This is a genomic window from Aquirufa nivalisilvae (assembly GCF_004307455.1).
In the GTDB taxonomy this organism is placed as follows: Bacteria; Bacteroidota; Bacteroidia; order Cytophagales; family Spirosomataceae; genus Aquirufa; species Aquirufa nivalisilvae.
Window position 1 is genome coordinate 409,819 of record NZ_SEWX01000005.1, and the last position, 15,519, is coordinate 425,337.

General features: G+C 35.9%; 17 protein-coding genes. 4 read left to right on the plus strand and 13 right to left on the minus strand.

All coding sequences use genetic code 11. The features are described from left to right. Window positions 1-31: 31 nt before the first annotated feature. Window positions 32-667, minus strand: coding sequence for a peroxiredoxin (locus EWU22_RS08615; protein ID WP_109322929.1), 636 nt, complete (start codon window positions 665-667; stop codon window positions 32-34). Window positions 668-1,074: 407 nt separating this feature from the next. Here EWU22_RS08615 and EWU22_RS08620 point away from each other — a divergent pair, with 407 nt between their 5' ends. Together EWU22_RS08620 and sufB are read left to right on the plus strand one after the other, a co-directional pair. Beyond that, window positions 1,075-1,539 carry an Lrp/AsnC ligand binding domain-containing protein gene (locus EWU22_RS08620; RefSeq protein WP_109322930.1) on the plus strand — a complete coding sequence of 155 codons (465 nt, stop codon included), beginning with the start codon at window positions 1,075-1,077 and terminating at the stop codon, window positions 1,537-1,539. 81 nt (window positions 1,540-1,620) lie between these two features. Continuing rightward, on the plus strand, window positions 1,621-3,069 hold the full coding sequence (gene sufB / locus EWU22_RS08625) for a Fe-S cluster assembly protein SufB (RefSeq protein WP_130925217.1): 1,449 nt from the start codon (window positions 1,621-1,623) through the stop codon (window positions 3,067-3,069). A 1-nt stretch (window position 3,070) separates the two neighbouring features. On the opposite strand, the gene EWU22_RS08630 is transcribed toward sufB, so the two are convergent. Further along, the gene (locus tag EWU22_RS08630) at window positions 3,071-3,940 is read right to left on the minus strand and encodes a 1-aminocyclopropane-1-carboxylate deaminase/D-cysteine desulfhydrase (protein ID WP_161566820.1); all 870 of its coding nucleotides are present in this window, start codon (window positions 3,938-3,940) and stop codon (window positions 3,071-3,073) included. Here EWU22_RS08630 and EWU22_RS08635 point away from each other — a divergent pair. Next, window positions 3,933-4,976, plus strand: a complete 1,044-nt coding sequence (locus tag EWU22_RS08635; protein ID WP_130925219.1) for an RluA family pseudouridine synthase — start codon at window positions 3,933-3,935, stop codon at window positions 4,974-4,976. The genes EWU22_RS08630 and EWU22_RS08635 overlap by 8 nt on opposite strands. Beyond that, window positions 4,957-5,409 (plus strand): GNAT family N-acetyltransferase, encoded by a 453-nt coding sequence (locus EWU22_RS08640; protein WP_130925220.1) that lies wholly within the window; start codon window positions 4,957-4,959, stop codon window positions 5,407-5,409. The genes EWU22_RS08635 and EWU22_RS08640 overlap by 20 nt, the downstream gene beginning before the upstream one ends. A 19-nt stretch (window positions 5,410-5,428) precedes the next feature. Here the strand turns inward: EWU22_RS08640 and EWU22_RS08645 are convergent, their stop codons facing one another. From EWU22_RS08645 to EWU22_RS08695, 11 genes are all read right to left on the minus strand, one after another. After that, window positions 5,429-6,742, minus strand: coding sequence for a sugar porter family MFS transporter (locus tag EWU22_RS08645; protein WP_130925221.1), 1,314 nt, complete (start codon window positions 6,740-6,742; stop codon window positions 5,429-5,431). A 65-nt stretch (window positions 6,743-6,807) separates the two neighbouring features. Next, window positions 6,808-7,944, minus strand: coding sequence for an MFS transporter (locus tag EWU22_RS08650; RefSeq protein WP_130925222.1), 1,137 nt, complete (start codon window positions 7,942-7,944; stop codon window positions 6,808-6,810). 12 nt (window positions 7,945-7,956) lie between these two features. Further along, window positions 7,957-8,481 (minus strand): 5' nucleotidase, NT5C type, encoded by a 525-nt coding sequence (locus tag EWU22_RS08655; protein WP_130925223.1) that lies wholly within the window; start codon window positions 8,479-8,481, stop codon window positions 7,957-7,959. 62 nt (window positions 8,482-8,543) lie between these two features. Further along, complete coding sequence (gene groL, locus EWU22_RS08660) at window positions 8,544-10,175, minus strand: chaperonin GroEL (RefSeq protein WP_109322938.1); 1,632 nt, start codon at window positions 10,173-10,175, stop codon at window positions 8,544-8,546. A 46-nt stretch (window positions 10,176-10,221) separates the two neighbouring features. Then, window positions 10,222-10,500 (minus strand): co-chaperone GroES, encoded by a 279-nt coding sequence (locus EWU22_RS08665; protein WP_109322939.1) that lies wholly within the window; start codon window positions 10,498-10,500, stop codon window positions 10,222-10,224. A 134-nt stretch (window positions 10,501-10,634) separates the two neighbouring features. After that, the gene (gene secG, locus EWU22_RS08670; protein WP_109322940.1) at window positions 10,635-10,961 is read right to left on the minus strand and encodes a preprotein translocase subunit SecG; all 327 of its coding nucleotides are present in this window, start codon (window positions 10,959-10,961) and stop codon (window positions 10,635-10,637) included. A gap of 7 nt (window positions 10,962-10,968) precedes the next feature. After that, entirely contained in the window at window positions 10,969-11,511 is a 543-nt protein-coding gene (locus tag EWU22_RS08675; RefSeq protein ID WP_130925224.1) for a hypothetical protein, read from the minus strand. Window positions 11,512-11,514: 3 nt separating this feature from the next. After that, entirely contained in the window at window positions 11,515-12,021 is a 507-nt protein-coding gene (locus EWU22_RS08680) for an LptE family protein (RefSeq protein ID WP_130925225.1), read from the minus strand. Then, on the minus strand, window positions 11,999-13,309 hold the full coding sequence (locus tag EWU22_RS08685; RefSeq protein ID WP_109322943.1) for a sigma-54 interaction domain-containing protein: 1,311 nt from the start codon (window positions 13,307-13,309) through the stop codon (window positions 11,999-12,001). Before EWU22_RS08685 ends, EWU22_RS08680 begins: the two co-directional genes overlap by 23 nt. A gap of 1 nt (window position 13,310) precedes the next feature. Next, on the minus strand, window positions 13,311-14,729 hold the full coding sequence (gene miaB, locus EWU22_RS08690) for a tRNA (N6-isopentenyl adenosine(37)-C2)-methylthiotransferase MiaB (RefSeq protein ID WP_130925226.1): 1,419 nt from the start codon (window positions 14,727-14,729) through the stop codon (window positions 13,311-13,313). Window positions 14,730-14,781: 52 nt separating this feature from the next. Then, the gene (locus EWU22_RS08695) at window positions 14,782-15,435 is read right to left on the minus strand and encodes an ABC transporter ATP-binding protein (RefSeq protein WP_130925227.1); all 654 of its coding nucleotides are present in this window, start codon (window positions 15,433-15,435) and stop codon (window positions 14,782-14,784) included. Between the last annotated feature and the right edge of the window lie 84 nt (window positions 15,436-15,519).

A 15,519-nucleotide genomic window follows, 5' to 3' on the forward strand; every position in this document is an offset into this window, starting at 1 on the left:
TTTTGGTTGGAATAACCAAATTTACAAAATCTTATAGATTTGGTTGTGGTGTTTTTCTCAAATATGGTTTAACTGCTGTAAATCCTTTTGGGAATTTAGTAAGAGCTTCCTCGTTTGAAACGGCAGGAGTGATAATAACATCTTCTCCATTTACCCAATCAGCCGGTGTAGCTACTTGATAATTAGCTGTTAATTGTAAAGAATCAATAACACGCAAAATTTCTGTGAAATTTCTACCAGTAGATGCTGGATAGGTTAACGTCAATTTGATTTTTTTATCAGGCCCAATAATAAACACAGAGCGAACTGTAGCTTTTTCTGATGCATTGGGGTGAATCATATCATACAACAATGCGACTTTTTTCTCTGGATCTGCGATAATTGGGAAGTTCATTTCCACATGATTTACTTCTTCAATATCTGGAACCCACTTGTTGTGTGAATCCAAACTATCGACTGAAATAGCAATAGCTTTTACACCTCTTTTGCTAAATTCTCCATTAAGTAATGCGGTTTTTCCTAACTCAGTAGTACAAACAGGCGTAAAGTCAGCTGGGTGACTAAAAAATAATACCCATGAATTTCCAATCCATTCGTGAAAATTAATAGGTCCAAGTGTTGTTTCAGCGCTGAAATCTGGCGCGATATCTCCTAATCTTAATGACATAATGATAGGTGTTTATGGTGATTTATCTACCGAATTTATAGACTAATTATCAAATAAAAAAGCAATCCTAAAATAGAATTGCTTTTAACATTACACTTCATCAACAAACTAAAAACCAAATAATAAAAATGCTGTAGGAGAAGGATTCGAACCTCCAAGGTGCGGTTAGCCATATCGCAGAACTGATTTAGTGGTCAACCCATTACGCTACGTTTATCCCGAACTCACCACCCCCGAGACAGGAGGGCACGTCTGCCAATTTCATCACCCTACAGTGAAATAATATTTACCTTTGTAACTATTATAAGACAAAATTAGAAATCATTTTTAATTTTTCAAAATAATTTAAAGAAATTATAATTTTTTTGAGTAATTTTTAAAAATAATATCAATTTGTTGAAAATATTATGGATAAAAAATTTGACCTAGACCCATTAGACTATAAAATTTTAGAAATTTTAGTGAGTGATTCTAACCTCCCTTATACAGAAATTGGACAACGATTGGATGTTTCTGGTGGGACTGTACACGTTAGAATGAAAAAAATGGAAGCTTTAGGGATCGTTAAAGGTGCTCAGCTATTAATTGATTATTCAAAAATTGGTTGGGACATCACAGCATTTTTAGGCATCTACTTAGATAAAAGTTCGCTTTACGAGGATGTGGCAAAGCAATTAGAAAAAATACCTGAAGTGGTCAATATTCACTATACAACAGGTATATATTCCATTTTCGCCAAAATTATTTGTCGAGATACCCAGCATTTGAGAGAAGTACTGCACGATAAAATTCAACGGGTAACTGGTATTCAACGCACAGAGACTTTCATCTCTTTAGAAGAGAGTTTAATTAGAAATACACCATTATTTTAGGTTATTTAGATTAGTTCTAATTAAATGCTTACAAAACTAAATTTTGCTTTGTAATTTTGTAACTCTATAGAAACAAAGGTCATGGCAGAAAAGGTAGATGATATTTTACAGGAAGTAACTAGTTCCGATTATAAATACGGATTTGAATCTCATTTTGATACTGATGAGGCTCCTATCGGTTTAGATGAAAGCACCATTCGTTTCATTTCTGATAAAAAGAATGAACCTGAATGGATGTATGAGTGGCGATTAGCGGCATTTCGTTATTGGAAAACATTGCAAGAGCCAACTTGGGCAAATGTGTCTTATAAGCCTACGGATTATCAGGCGCTTAAATATTACTCAGCCCCTAAGCCTAAAAAGCAATTGAATTCTTTGGATGAGATTGATCCAGAACTTCGTAGAACTTTCGAAAAATTAGGGATATCATTAGATGAGCAAAAACGTTTATCCAATGTTGCCGTAGATGCAGTGATTGATTCTGTATCAGTGGCCACTACATTTAAAGAAACCTTAGCTGAAAAAGGTATTATTTTCTGTTCTATTTCAGAAGCTGTACGAGAACATCCAGATCTTATCAAGAAATATTTAGGAAGTGTAGTTCCTGTCAAAGACAATTACTTTGCGGCACTAAATGCGGCTGTATTTTCCGATGGATCTTTCTGTTATATTCCCAAGGGTGTTCGTTGCCCAATGGAGCTTTCTACCTATTTCCGTATTAATGCATCAGGTACTGGTCAATTTGAGCGTACCTTGATTGTGGCAGATGAAGATTCATATGTTAGTTATCTTGAAGGATGTACGGCACCCATGCGTGATGAAAATCAATTGCATGCGGCAGTTGTAGAAATATTTGTACATGCCGGAGCTGAGGTGAAATATTCTACCGTTCAAAACTGGTACCCAGGGGACAAAGAAGGAAAAGGTGGTATTTATAACTTTGTAACAAAACGTGGTATTTGCGATGGTGCCCATTCCAAATTATCATGGACTCAAGTAGAAACAGGTTCTGCTGTAACCTGGAAATACCCCTCAGTTATCTTAAAGGGAGATTATTCTATTGGAGAATTTTACTCAGTAGCAGTAACTAATAATCACCAACAAGCTGATACAGGTACCAAAATGATTCACTTAGGGAAGCACTCTAAATCACGAATTGTTTCAAAAGGTATTTCAGCTGGTGTTTCTCAAAATTCATATCGTGGCTTAGTTCAAGTAGCTAAGCGAGCTGATTCAGCTAAAAATTATTCACAATGTGATTCATTACTTTTAGGTGATCGCTGCGGAGCACATACATTCCCTTATTTAGAGGTTAAAAACAATACGGCATCTGTAGAACATGAAGCTACGACATCTAAAATTGGAGAAGATCAAATCTTTTATTGCAACCAAAGGGGGTTATCGACAGAAACTGCCATTGCTTTAATTGTCAATGGTTATGCCAAAGAGGTATTAAATCAATTACCCATGGAGTTTGCAGTTGAAGCGCAAAAATTATTGGCGATATCGCTCGAAGGATCAGTAGGATAAACTATTTAATACCACCCGTGTGTATACATACCAAAGTACTTCCTTCCGGGAAGTACTTTTTTTTGAGTAAATCATATACTCCATACATCATTTTACCTGTATAGGTAGGTTCGATGGGAATATTGTGCTTATTTTCAAATGTTTCGCAGAATTCAATGAGTTCCGTGGGTCTAGAAGCATACTTACCAAATATATAATCTTTTGTTAAGTGAAGTTTGGGCAGATCCAATCGAAGTTCATGTTGATGTTCTTCAATCTCCTTTTCATTATTCAAGCAAAGTACACCAAGGGTGTTGACGTTCGAATATTTGGCTAAACCAAGTATAGTAGTTCCTGTTCCGACAGCGCTAATAAGAAAATCGGGCGCTAGAAATTGTTGAATTTCGTCTACCAAAGCTTTCATTCCATCTATTCCGTGGCTAGAATATCCTCCTTCAGGAATTATCCAATAATCATCTAAGTCAAATTGATCTGGAATATTTTTTCTGCGGTAATTTTCACGGTCAATAAAGCGTAATTCCATTCCCATGGCTTTCATTTGACTCAAATAGGGATTACTTTCTGAATCTAATTCTTCTCCTCTTATTACTCCTATACAACATATTGGTAACATTTGACCCACATAGGCTAAGGCATATAAATGATTGGAATAAGCTCCACCGAAACTTATAATTCCCTTTTTAGGATTATCTTGGGCGATACGGATATATTCCTTTAATTTGCGCCACTTATTGCCAGAAACGGTGGGGTGAATCAAATCATCTCGCTTGAAAAATATCCTTATGTTTTGTTCATTCCAAAGAGGATCGAACAATTCAATGATCGGTGATGGTATATGTAAATAGTTTTTTTCAAAAGCAGATATGTCCATAGATAATGAAATAGATCCCATTGAGAGTGAAGATGATTTGTTTGAACATTTCAATTTCACGGTGGACAAAGGTCAACAATTACTTAGAATAGATAAATATCTACTTCTAAAAATTTCCAATGCTACTCGTTCTAAAATTCAATCTGGAATTGAGGCTGGTTCAGTCAAAGTAAATGGCCTTAATATTAAGTCGAATTATAAGGTTAAGCCTTTCGACGAGATTGTAGTATCTTTTTCCCATCCACCTAGAGATAAAGATATAGTAGCAGAAAATATCCCTTTGGATATCATCTACGAAGATGAAGAGCTTATTTTAGTAAATAAACCTTCTGGTATGGTGGTGCATCCTGCTCATGGAAATTGGGAAGGAACTTTGGTAAATGCATTACTGTATCATTGTCAACATTTGCCGGGCAAAGGAGATATTCGTCCTGGTTTAGTGCATCGAATTGATAAAGATACTTCGGGTATTTTAGTTGTCGCTAAATCAGAGTTTTCTTTAAATCACTTAGCTAGACAGTTTTTTGATCATACGATTGATCGAACTTATTATGCTATTTGTTGGGGTGTGCCCAAAGAAAGTAAAGCCACTCTTCGTGGAAAAATAGATCGTAGTCCTCGCGACAGGAAAGTAATGATGATGTTTCCTGAAGAAGCGGAACATGGAAAGTTGGCCATTACGCACTATGAAGTGATGGAGTCTTTTGTTTTTTGTTCTTTAGTTCGCTTTAATTTAGAAACTGGTCGTACCCACCAAATTAGAGCCCATGCTGCTTCCATTGGGCACCCATTATTATCAGATGCTGCGTATGGTGGTGATAAAATTCGCTATATGAGTTCTATTGCTAATTTTAAAACCTTTGCGGCTAATTTAATGAAGCTTTGTCCTAGGCAAGCTTTACATGCTTTTTCTTTGGGTTTCGATCATCCTAAAGCCAACGAAAGAATATATTTTGAGCAAGATTTTCCTGAAGATATGCGAGAAGTTCTATATCGATTAAGAGAAGTTACAAATCATGGAGCAAATAGAAATTAGAAAGGCGAGGATAGACGATGTTCCAGCCATATATTACTTAGTAAAGGAATTGGCCTTATTTGAAAAGGCCCCAGATGAAGTTAGTTCAAGTTTCGACGATTTTATTCAAAATGGTTTTCAAGAGAATCCCATTTTTGCATCGAACCTGATATTTTTTGAAGGTAAATTAGCGGGATTTGCTTTGTGGTATTTTCGTTTTTCAACTTGGAAAGGCAAAAGGTTATACCTTGAAGATTTATACATTAAGGAAGAGTTTCGCTCTTTGGGTTTAGGTAAAATGCTTTTAGATGAAACTGTTTTAGAAGCTAAACGAACTCAATGTACTGGTATGATGTGGCAGGTTCTCGATTGGAATGAACCAGCTATTCAATTTTATAGTAAATATGGTGTCAAATTTGACGCAGGGTGGTTAAATGTGCATTTGGACCTATAAGTTCAAATGCACATTTAATTTAGTGAACGATTATCTGTTTCTCAATATCCTCCAGTGATGCCCCTTTCGTCTCAGGCATTAAAAACATGACATAAAAGAATTGGCCAACCATCATGACTCCAAATAGGCTAAAGATGAATGTTCCACCAAAGTTTTCTGTCAAAATGGGAAAGAAATTAGCAACTAGAGCAGCTAATAACCAGTGAGTTAATGAACCCCAGGCCATCCCGGAAGCTCGTACAGAATTTGGGAAGATTTCAGATATAAATACCCAAATGACTGAACCTTGACCGATTGCATGCGATGCTATAAATAGGAAAATATAGATAGGTACTAATGCATAGGATTCTTGATAAAAAGAGAAAGCGATAAGTCCCAAAGAAATGATATAACCTACTGATCCAATATACATCAGAATTCTCCTACCTATTTTGTCAATAAAATACCAGCCTAATAAAGTAAATAATAAATTAGCTACTCCAATTCCAGCTGTAGATAACAAGGCACTTTCTTTACCAATGCCTGTTAATTCATAAATACGCGGGGCGTAATAGATGATGGCATTAATGCCTGACATTTGATTGAAAAAGGCAAAGAGAAAGGAGAGGAGTAAAGGGGTAAAAAACTTTTTCGAAAACAGGTGCTCCTTTTTTACCTGTGCCTTAGCATTATCTAAAATTCGTTTTAATGTTCCTTCTGGATCTGAATCAGCTAAGGTTAAGACTTTTAAAGCTCCTGCTTGATCATTTCGTTTTAATAGTAAAAATTGGGGTGTTTCAGGAGTAAAGAGAATTAAGATGGAAAATAGTAAGCTTGGTAGAGCTACCATTCCTAACATATAACGCCAATCGTCATCGCCGCCTTGTAATAAATAATTAGAGATATATGCTAACAAAATACCAAAAACGACATTCAATTGGAATGAAATAACCAATTTGCCTCGGTGCTCAGGAGGAGCAATTTCAGAAATATAAATTGGTGCAACTACTGACGAAGCCCCAATACCCAAACCTCCTAAAAATCGAAATAGCATAAATAAGTTTACATCAGTTGCTAACGCAGCACCTAATGAAGAAACAAAGAAACTGATACCTATCCATAATAGGGTTTGCTTCCGACCAAATCGATCTGCTGGTATTCCTCCTAATGCGGCTCCCACTACTGTTCCATAAAGGGCTGTGGCTACGGCTAAGCCGTGAGTCCAACTATCTAAGTGCCATAGTTTTTGAATAGCTAATTCTGCTCCAGATATAACGGCTACATCTAAGCCAAATAACATTCCTCCTAAACCAACTGTAATAGACCAGAATATGACGTGTTTGTTCATGCCAATGATAAATTGAAAGATGTATTAAATAAAGATAATTAAATATATAAATTATTCAATTGATAGCCAAGCTATTCTTTATTTAATGCAAACTTACTAATACCGCTAGCTAATAGTCCTAAGATAATAAGAAGGATTAAGGCCTGTTTTAAGCCATAGTATTCCGATAGAAAACCGATGACTACCGGTCCCAGCATAAAGCCAACATAGGCAATGGTTGATACGGCAGCTATAGCCATGGCAGGTGATGTATCTTTGGTATTTCCAGCTTGAGAATATATCATAGGAACTATGGTGGAAATGCCTAAACCAGTGATGAAGCATCCTAATATTAATAGGGGTACTTGTGTGAAAAAGACCGTTATACTCATACCTAGTGCTATTAGCAATCCATTCATCATAAGAATGTTACGAATAGATAGATGCTTAGCTGCCCAATCACCAATTAAGCGCCCAATCACCATAGAAAATGCAAAGGAGGAAAAACCAATTGTGAATGGATATCCATCTAAATTGGGTAACAATTTGAAATATAGACTGATCCAATCTGCCATGGCGCCTTCACAAAGCATACCACAAAAAGCAACAAAAGAGAGAATCAATAAATAATTGTTCAACTTAAATTTCGGTTCTACCATGTTATTCTCTTGCTCCTCATTTTTAGAATCAATGAGTAAATACCTGTAAACCCCGATGATCGAAATTAAGTTACATAAAGCAATCATATAAAAATGCTGATTTAATGTAACGTCCAATTTGACTAAATAACCACCCAATAAAGAGCCTAACATCAAGCCAATGGAAAATATGGCATGAAAAGATGACATGGTTTTTTTATTTGTAAGCTTTTCGAGACTTACAACTTGTGTGTTCATTGAAATGTTCAATATATCGCCGGCCATTCCAAAAGAAAATAGACCTACAAATAGAAATAATGAACTGGATATAAATGTTAAAGCAGGTAAGATTAAGATATATAGTACAATAGCTAGTAGACAAATGATTTTAGAATTATACCGAGCTATTAACCAACCTGCCAGGGGGAGGGATACCATGGATCCTATGGGTAATCCCATTAGAATACTACCTAATTCAGCATCAGACAAGGATAAGAATTCTTTGAAATCTGGAATTCGGGTTGCCCAAGAAGCGAAATTCAATCCACACAATAAAAATAAAACGCTTATAGCGAGTCTAGCTTGAGGCATAGATAACGTAAACTATAAAAATAATTGACTTACTTCCTTCCAAGTGCTCACACGTTCGTAATCGTGTATATGAAGGTTATGCAAGGCTGAATAGAGTATAGGTTTTCCTGTAAAGCTGACTAAGTTTTTTTCGTGATCATCAATCAAGAAATCGGCTTGAATCATATGTTTGTGTCCACAGAATACGGTATGCTGCCAACCTATAAAAGGAAAATGCTCTTCTAACCAAGTCAACTTTTCTTTCATAGATTCAGGAAATTCGGTAGCTGCAGATACAATGAATACTTCGTATTTTTCCTGTAATTGTTTGACAACCTCCACGGCATCTTCTTTAACGGCAATATCTAAGAAAAATCCTGGTTCCCATAGAAATTGGTTGTCGGATTGATAATCTTGATAAAAGGCTAATTTCAAGGCATCGCTTTCCAACAAATCAGCATGATTGTAGTTTTTATTAAGTCGAAGGTTTACTTGATCAATGATTTTTAAGGAAGTGTCAGCTAGGACATCATCCATGTCAATGGCAATTCTTTTCATAGTTTGGGTAATAAAAAAAACTCCCCAAAGATGAGGAGTTTTCACTAAAAAATCTAATTAAATTACATCATGCCGCCCATTCCGCCGCCACCAGGTCCGTGACCATGTGCAGGTTCAGCTGCTGGTTTATCAGCAATGACACATTCTGTAGTTAATAACAATCCTGCAATAGATGCCGCATTTTCTAAAGCTAAACGAGTTACTTTAGTTGGGTCAATAATACCTGCTGCAATCATATTTTCGTATTTGTCTTCACGTGCATTGTAACCGAAGTCATCTTTTCCTGCTTTAACAGCATTAATAACTACAGATCCTTCACCACCTGCGTTAGAAACGATTGTACGTAATGGAGATTCTACTGCTTGACGAATGATATTGATACCTGTATTTTGGTCTTCGTTTTCACCTGTCAACGTATCTAAGGCACTGATAGCACGAATTAACGCAACTCCACCACCTGCAACGATACCTTCTTCTACAGCAGCTCTAGTAGCGTGCAAAGCATCATCTACACGGTCTTTCTTTTCTTTCATTTCAACTTCTGTAGCAGCACCAATGTAAAGAATAGCTACACCACCTGAAAGTTTTGCTAAACGCTCTTGCAACTTCTCACGATCATAATCTGAAGTCGTGTTTTCAATTTGCGCTTTGATTTGGTTTACACGATTCTCGATATCGTCTTTAGAACCATTTCCATTAACAACTGTTGTGTTGTCTTTGTCAATGATTACTTTCTCTGCTTGTCCTAGATATTCTAAAGTAGCATTTTCTAATTTGAATCCTCTTTCCTCTGCGATAACTGTACCACCTGTTAAGATAGCGATATCTTCTAACATTGCTTTTCTACGATCACCGAAACCAGGAGCTTTAACAGCTGCTACTTTCAGAGCACCGCGGATTTTATTAACAACTAAGGTAGCTAAAGCCTCACCATCAACATCTTCTGAGATAATCAACAATGGACGGCCAGTTTGAGCTACTGCTTCCAATACTGGAAGTAATTCTTTCATAGAAGACACTTTCTTCTCAGAAATCAAAATGAATGGCTTTTCTAATTCCACTTCCATTTTGTCAGTATTAGTAACAAAATACGCAGATAAATATCCACGATCAAATTGCATACCTTCTACCGTTTTAACTTCTGTTTCTGTACCACGAGCTTCTTCAACCGTGATAACACCTTCGCGACCTACTTTTTCCATGGCTGAAGAAATCATTTGACCGATTTCAACATCATTGTTTGCTGAAATAGTTGCTACTTGAGCAATTTCAGTAGAAGTAGTGATAGGACGAGATTGAGTTCTTAAGTTGCCAACGATAGCTTCTACAGCCTTCTCAATACCACGCTTTAAATCCATTGGATTAGCACCAGCAGCCACGTTTTTAGAACCAATTGTGTAGATTGATTGAGCTAATACAGTAGCAGTAGTAGTACCATCACCAGCCTGATCAGCAGTTTTAGAAGCTACTTCCTTTACTAATTGTGCACCCATGTTTTCCACGGCGTCTTCTAATTCAATTTCTTTTGCAACAGACACACCATCTTTTGTAATAGAAGGTGATCCGAATTTTTTATCAATAATTACATTACGTCCTTTAGGTCCTAATGTTACTTTTACGGCGTTCGCAAGGGTATCAACCCCTCTTTTCATTTTTTCTCTCGCCTCGGTGTCAAAATATAGTTCTTTTGCCATTTTGTTAAATAAATTTTACTGGTTGAAATATTTTAAAGTATGAAAACTATAAAACTGCAAAAATGTCAGATTCACGCATGATTAAATAATCTTTACCGTCGATTGTAATCTCAGTTCCAGAATATTTACCATACAATACCGAATCACCTACATTAACAGTGATAGGCTCATCTTTTTTGCCATTACCAACGGCAACAATCGTTCCTTTTTGTGGTTTCTCTTTAGCAGTATCAGGAATAATGATACCAAAAGCAGTTTTTTCTTCAGCTTGAGCAGGCTCAACAACAACCCGATCTGCTAAGGGCTTGATACTTAATTTTGACATAATAATATAGATTTTAAGTTATTAACATATAAAAAGTCCTTATCATCTAAGGACTTTCCATTTATCAGCATGATGTGTGCCAAAAAATATAAGCTGTAAAATTGTCAGTATATCGACAATTATTGTCAGTCTACTTATTTCGCTGGAGCAGCTGGGCTAGGAGCAGGGGCAGCTGGTAATGTTTTGCCTGCCGCTTTTTCTACGTTAACAGACTGTGTGGCATCTGTTGTACCAGAAGAAATGGTGAAATTAGTTAATAAAACTAATACCAAAATGCTTATCGAAAAGCCCCAAGTTAATTGTTCCACTAAATCACCTGTCTTTTGAACACCAAACATTTGGGTTGCTCCAGCAGATGAGAACTCTCCACTTATACCACCACCTTTAGGATTTTGAACCAAAATCAAGACGATTAAAAGTGCAGAAAAAAGAACAATAAGAGAAATTAATACGGTGAACATCGTTTATTTAAATTAATTTATGTTTCAATTCGGAAATTCGAGACGCAAAGTAAAGGCTTTTTTCAGGTTTAATCAAACTTAATTTTTCATACATCTCGATAGCTCTTTCATATTTCTCTTGTCTTTCAAGAATTTTAGCAAAAGTTTCGGACACAGGAGTTGCATTTTTCAGCTCCGCCAAGTCTAAAACATCAGAATCATCCTCTGACAGATTCTTTTTTGGGCGGGCAATACTAGGTAAGTTTTGTAAAAAATCATCAATGACTTGTAATTGTTCTTTAACATCAGGAATCGATGCCTTAAAACTTTCAACGTCTACATAAGCAATAGCATTTTCTTCTATGTCGAATATGGATTCAAAATAATGTTTTCGTGAAGAAGACATTAAAGCTACCTTCTTTTGGAGATTAGGATTGAATTTTTCATTCCAAAATAACAGATAGAAATAAGGGTAAGCTTCTTTGTCAGCATCAAAAGAATGTTGCAGACTCAAATTACTTCGATCTATTTTATTGAGCAGAAACCACAAATCTTGAGCTTTATTATCCATGTATTACCAATCTCCAGCAATTTTGTTGAATAAATCTAAGATTATTTGATCCAATAATTTAGGAATCAATGCTTTTTCTACTTGATTCAGCGTTTGATTTTGAGGGAAATCCTGATAAAAAGAAAACTCTTGATCAAAGTTTTTATTTTCATCTAAGCGATTGGTCAATCTAAACTGAATACGTAATGTAAGTCTGTTTAATCCTGCCTTATCATCCGAGGTAGGTGCTTGAGGGCTTAATTCATAACCTACTATAGTTCCTTCAAGAAGTAAATCAGGAGCTTGAGTTGTCAATTTCAGCGAGGTATTTCTTTGAAAATACTCTTTTAATCGTTCATTGACATCCAAACTTAGATTAGCAGGGCCACCGGCCGTTTCCATACGAATATTACTGATTTGTATGGTCTTTAATTCAGGGGATAAGCTAGCTCCCTTGAAACTATAGCACCCACTAAATAAGCTTATTAGGCAAATAACAACAGCCAATCTAGGCAATATCTTCCAAATCATATTGTTTAATTTTTCGATATAAGGTTCTTTCCGAAATCCCTAAATCCTTGGCGGCATATTTACGTTTATTTCTATTTTTCTTTAAAGCCCGGATGATAATTTCTTTTTCCTGCTTTTCCAAAGACAAAGTGACATCTTGAACTTGAGCACTTACATCTTCAAAATTAATATCTTCTTCTATCTGTGAATTTCCAATTGGATGAATTTCAATTGGATTAGTACTTACTTCCACAGCACTTGGAGTAGAAGGAAGCGCTAAATTCTTTTGTAAATCAGAAAACTCGGGTTTAATATCTTCAAAAATGGACATATTATTTGAAATAATATCATAGGCATTCGTATTACCTGATTCTATCACTTTCAATAATATCTTTTTCAACTCTGTGACATCCCTTTTTAGATCAAATAAGATTTTATAAAGGATTTCGCGTTCATTTAAACCATCTGGACTTGTGAAAAAGTCACCTTTGATGACAGATGAATTAATTTTGGGCTCATTAAATTCCAAATAGTATTGCAACTTATTGTCGTCTACAATTCGATCTCCCATTTCTAACACAGATATTTGCTCAGCTAAGTTTTTCAACTGGCGAATATTTCCTGGGAATCGTTGTTTTTGAAGCAAATCCTTGGCTTCACGAGTTAGCATAATTGGCTTAACTCGATGAAGTTCAGAAAAATCTGTAGTAAATTTTCTAAAAAGCAATTCAATATCATCCCCACGTTCTCTCAATGGAGGAACATAAATGGGCACTGTACATAGTCGATAGTATAAATCTTCTCTGAATTTACCCGTAGATATAGCATCCTGAAGATTTACGTTGGTCGCTGCTACAACACGTGTATTGGTCTTCTGAACTTTGGAAGATCCTACTCGATAAAATTCCCCATTTTCTAACACACGCAACAGGCGAGCTTGTGTTCCAAGAGGCATTTCAGCTATTTCATCCAAGAAAATGGTTCCTCCGTCAGTTACTTCAAAATACCCTTTACGGGCTTCTATAGCTCCTGTAAATGATCCCTTTTCATGACCAAATAACTCCGAGTCAATGGTTCCTTCTGGAATGGCCCCACAGTTAACTGCGATAAATTGACCATGTTTTCTTTTGGATAAGGAGTGAATAATTTTGGAAAAAGACTCTTTCCCTGATCCACTTTCTCCAGTTATTAGCACGGTCATATCAGTCGGTGCAACTTGCTCTGCCACCGAAATAGCACGCAATAGGGCAGAAGAGTTTCCAATAATGCCAAAACGGGCCTTAATGGCATTCAGATGACTTGATTCCATATCAATTGATTAATTCACCTAATAAAGTTCCTGAAGTACAATGAGTAATTTTCACATCAACAAATTTCCCTTTCATTTCCTCCATTTTTGGGAAAACTACCACCTTATTGTTATCTGTTCTTCCAAAATGATGGGCTGAAGATTTCTTAGAATCACCTTCCACTAACACACGTTGAACTGTACCAATCATTAGTTGATTTCTGTAGGCAGAATGAATTCTTTGAGAATCAATGATTTCTTGGAGTCTTCTTTTTTTGATTTCTTCAGGAATATCATCGACTAATTTCTTTTCAGCAGGCGTACCTGGCCTCTCTGAATACGAAAACATATAACCAAAATCATACTTTACCTCTTCTAATAAACTTAAGGAATCTTGGTGCTCTTCTTCGGTTTCAGAGCAAAATCCAGCAATTAAGTCATGTGAGATGCCACAAGATTCACCTAGAATATTTCTTATCGACTGAATGCGTTCTAAATACCATTCACGCGTATAAGTACGATTCATTAAATCTAAAATCCGATTGTTTCCACTCTGAGCTGGAAGATGAATATTCTTACAAATATTATCATAGGCTGCCATCGTATACAGTACTTCGTCAGTAATATCTTTTGGATGTGAAGTCGAAAATCTAACTCGTAGCTCTGGAGTCAATTGTGCTACTTTTTTCAGTAAATGAGCAAAATTAACCTTTTCATTCGTTGTAGGATTTTGCCAATGATAGGAATCCACATTTTGACCCAACAGGGTAACCTCTCGATAGCCTGATTGAAATAGATTAGTACATTCTTTCAAAATAGAATCTAAATCCCTGGATCTTTCGCGACCTCTTGTATAGGGCACTACACAAAAGGAACACATATTATTGCATCCTCGCATAATGCTGACCAAGGCTGTTACACCATTGGTATGAAGTCGTACAGGTTCAATATTACCATATGTTTCTTCACGAGAAAGGAATACATTGACAGCTTTGTTCCCATCTTCAATTTCCTCCAATAATCGAGGTAAATCACGGTAGGCATCTGGTCCAGCTACTAAATCAACTATTTTTTCCTCTTCCAATAATTGGGTCTTTAGGCGCTCAGCCATACACCCCAAAATACCTACTGTAACATGCGGATTTTTCGCTTTGATAGGTTTGAAACTTTGTAAACGATGACGTATTTTCTGCTCTGCATTCTCTCGAATGGCACAAGTATTTAGTAGAATAGTATCAGCTTCGTAAATATTAGATGTAGTAGAATAACCTTGTTCCATTAAAATGGAAGTCACCACTTCGGAATCTGCAAAATTCATTTGACAGCCATAGCTTTCTAAATAAATTTTTTTCGAATAATCTGTTTGATTCTGGCTGGGCGAAATTCTTGGTTCATCCAATCCTTTTATCTCCTCTGGTGAGAGTACTTTTAAATCTTGCATGAATTAAAAATTGAATTAATTCACAAATTTATGACATTTTGTCAGACAATGACTATTGAATCTTGCCAGAATTTAAAATAATTACTTGGTCAGATTGATGAGTGAGAGCCTCATTGTGAGTGACCATGATGATTCGTTGATTCCAATCTTGCTTTAATTCTAAAAACAAATTGTATAGATTCTCTGCATTGTTTTTGTCTAGATTACCCGTCGGTTCATCTGCCAGAAGTATGCTTGGACGATTAATTAAAGCTCGAGCTACAGCTACTCGTTGTTGTTCTCCACCTGATATTTGGCCTGGGAATTTTTTCAGAATCTGAGTAATCCCCAACTTCTGAACTATTTTGTCATAGAATTCATCATCTTCTTGAGTCAACTTTCCACCTCGAATGTAGAGCGGAAATTTAATGTTTTCTTCACAAGTGAATTCCCCCAATAAATGATGGAATTGGAAAACAAAGCCCATTTTATTGTTTCTGAAAAAACTTTGTTCCTGTTCATTCAAACTAGAATATGCGACACCATCCAAGTAGATTTCACCTGAATGGTAGTTTGTAAGTAAACCAATGATTTGAAGTAAGGTACTTTTTCCTGAACCGGAAGGTCCTAAAATAGAAATTAATTCATTGTTATTGATAGTAAATGATATGTTGTCCAGAATTAATTGAGTCCCATAGGATTTGGAAATATTTTTTAATTCTAACATTTTTTTGTCTTTTTTTTAGAAAATACGATTGATACAATAAGATTTTAAAAGTTTGGCAAATAAATAGTAATTTCACGAAATAAA

Excerpts from the sequence above, each read along its gene's own strand:
- miaB (WP_130925226.1), bottom strand. The coding sequence starts at position 14,729 with ATGCAAGATTTAAAAGTACTCTCACCAGAGGAGATAAAAGGATTGGAT.
- EWU22_RS08680 (WP_130925225.1), bottom strand. The coding sequence starts at position 12,021 with ATGATTTGGAAGATATTGCCTAGATTGGCTGTTGTTATTTGCCTAATA.
- EWU22_RS08675 (WP_130925224.1), bottom strand. The coding sequence starts at position 11,511 with ATGGATAATAAAGCTCAAGATTTGTGGTTTCTGCTCAATAAAATAGAT.
- EWU22_RS08655 (WP_130925223.1), bottom strand. The coding sequence starts at position 8,481 with ATGAAAAGAATTGCCATTGACATGGATGATGTCCTAGCTGACACTTCC.
- EWU22_RS08630 (WP_161566820.1), bottom strand. The coding sequence starts at position 3,940 with ATGGACATATCTGCTTTTGAAAAAAACTATTTACATATACCATCACCG.
- EWU22_RS08620 (WP_109322930.1), top strand. The coding sequence starts at position 1,075 with ATGGATAAAAAATTTGACCTAGACCCATTAGACTATAAAATTTTAGAA.
- EWU22_RS08640 (WP_130925220.1), top strand. The coding sequence starts at position 4,957 with ATGGAGCAAATAGAAATTAGAAAGGCGAGGATAGACGATGTTCCAGCC.
- secG (WP_109322940.1), bottom strand. The coding sequence starts at position 10,961 with ATGTTCACCGTATTAATTTCTCTTATTGTTCTTTTTTCTGCACTTTTA.
- sufB (WP_130925217.1), top strand. The coding sequence starts at position 1,621 with ATGGCAGAAAAGGTAGATGATATTTTACAGGAAGTAACTAGTTCCGAT.
- EWU22_RS08650 (WP_130925222.1), bottom strand. The coding sequence starts at position 7,944 with ATGCCTCAAGCTAGACTCGCTATAAGCGTTTTATTTTTATTGTGTGGA.
- EWU22_RS08695 (WP_130925227.1), bottom strand. The coding sequence starts at position 15,435 with ATGTTAGAATTAAAAAATATTTCCAAATCCTATGGGACTCAATTAATT.
- EWU22_RS08615 (WP_109322929.1), bottom strand. The coding sequence starts at position 667 with ATGTCATTAAGATTAGGAGATATCGCGCCAGATTTCAGCGCTGAAACA.
- EWU22_RS08665 (WP_109322939.1), bottom strand. The coding sequence starts at position 10,500 with ATGTCAAAATTAAGTATCAAGCCCTTAGCAGATCGGGTTGTTGTTGAG.
- groL (WP_109322938.1), bottom strand. The coding sequence starts at position 10,175 with ATGGCAAAAGAACTATATTTTGACACCGAGGCGAGAGAAAAAATGAAA.
- EWU22_RS08635 (WP_130925219.1), top strand. The coding sequence starts at position 3,933 with ATGTCCATAGATAATGAAATAGATCCCATTGAGAGTGAAGATGATTTG.
- EWU22_RS08685 (WP_109322943.1), bottom strand. The coding sequence starts at position 13,309 with ATGGAATCAAGTCATCTGAATGCCATTAAGGCCCGTTTTGGCATTATT.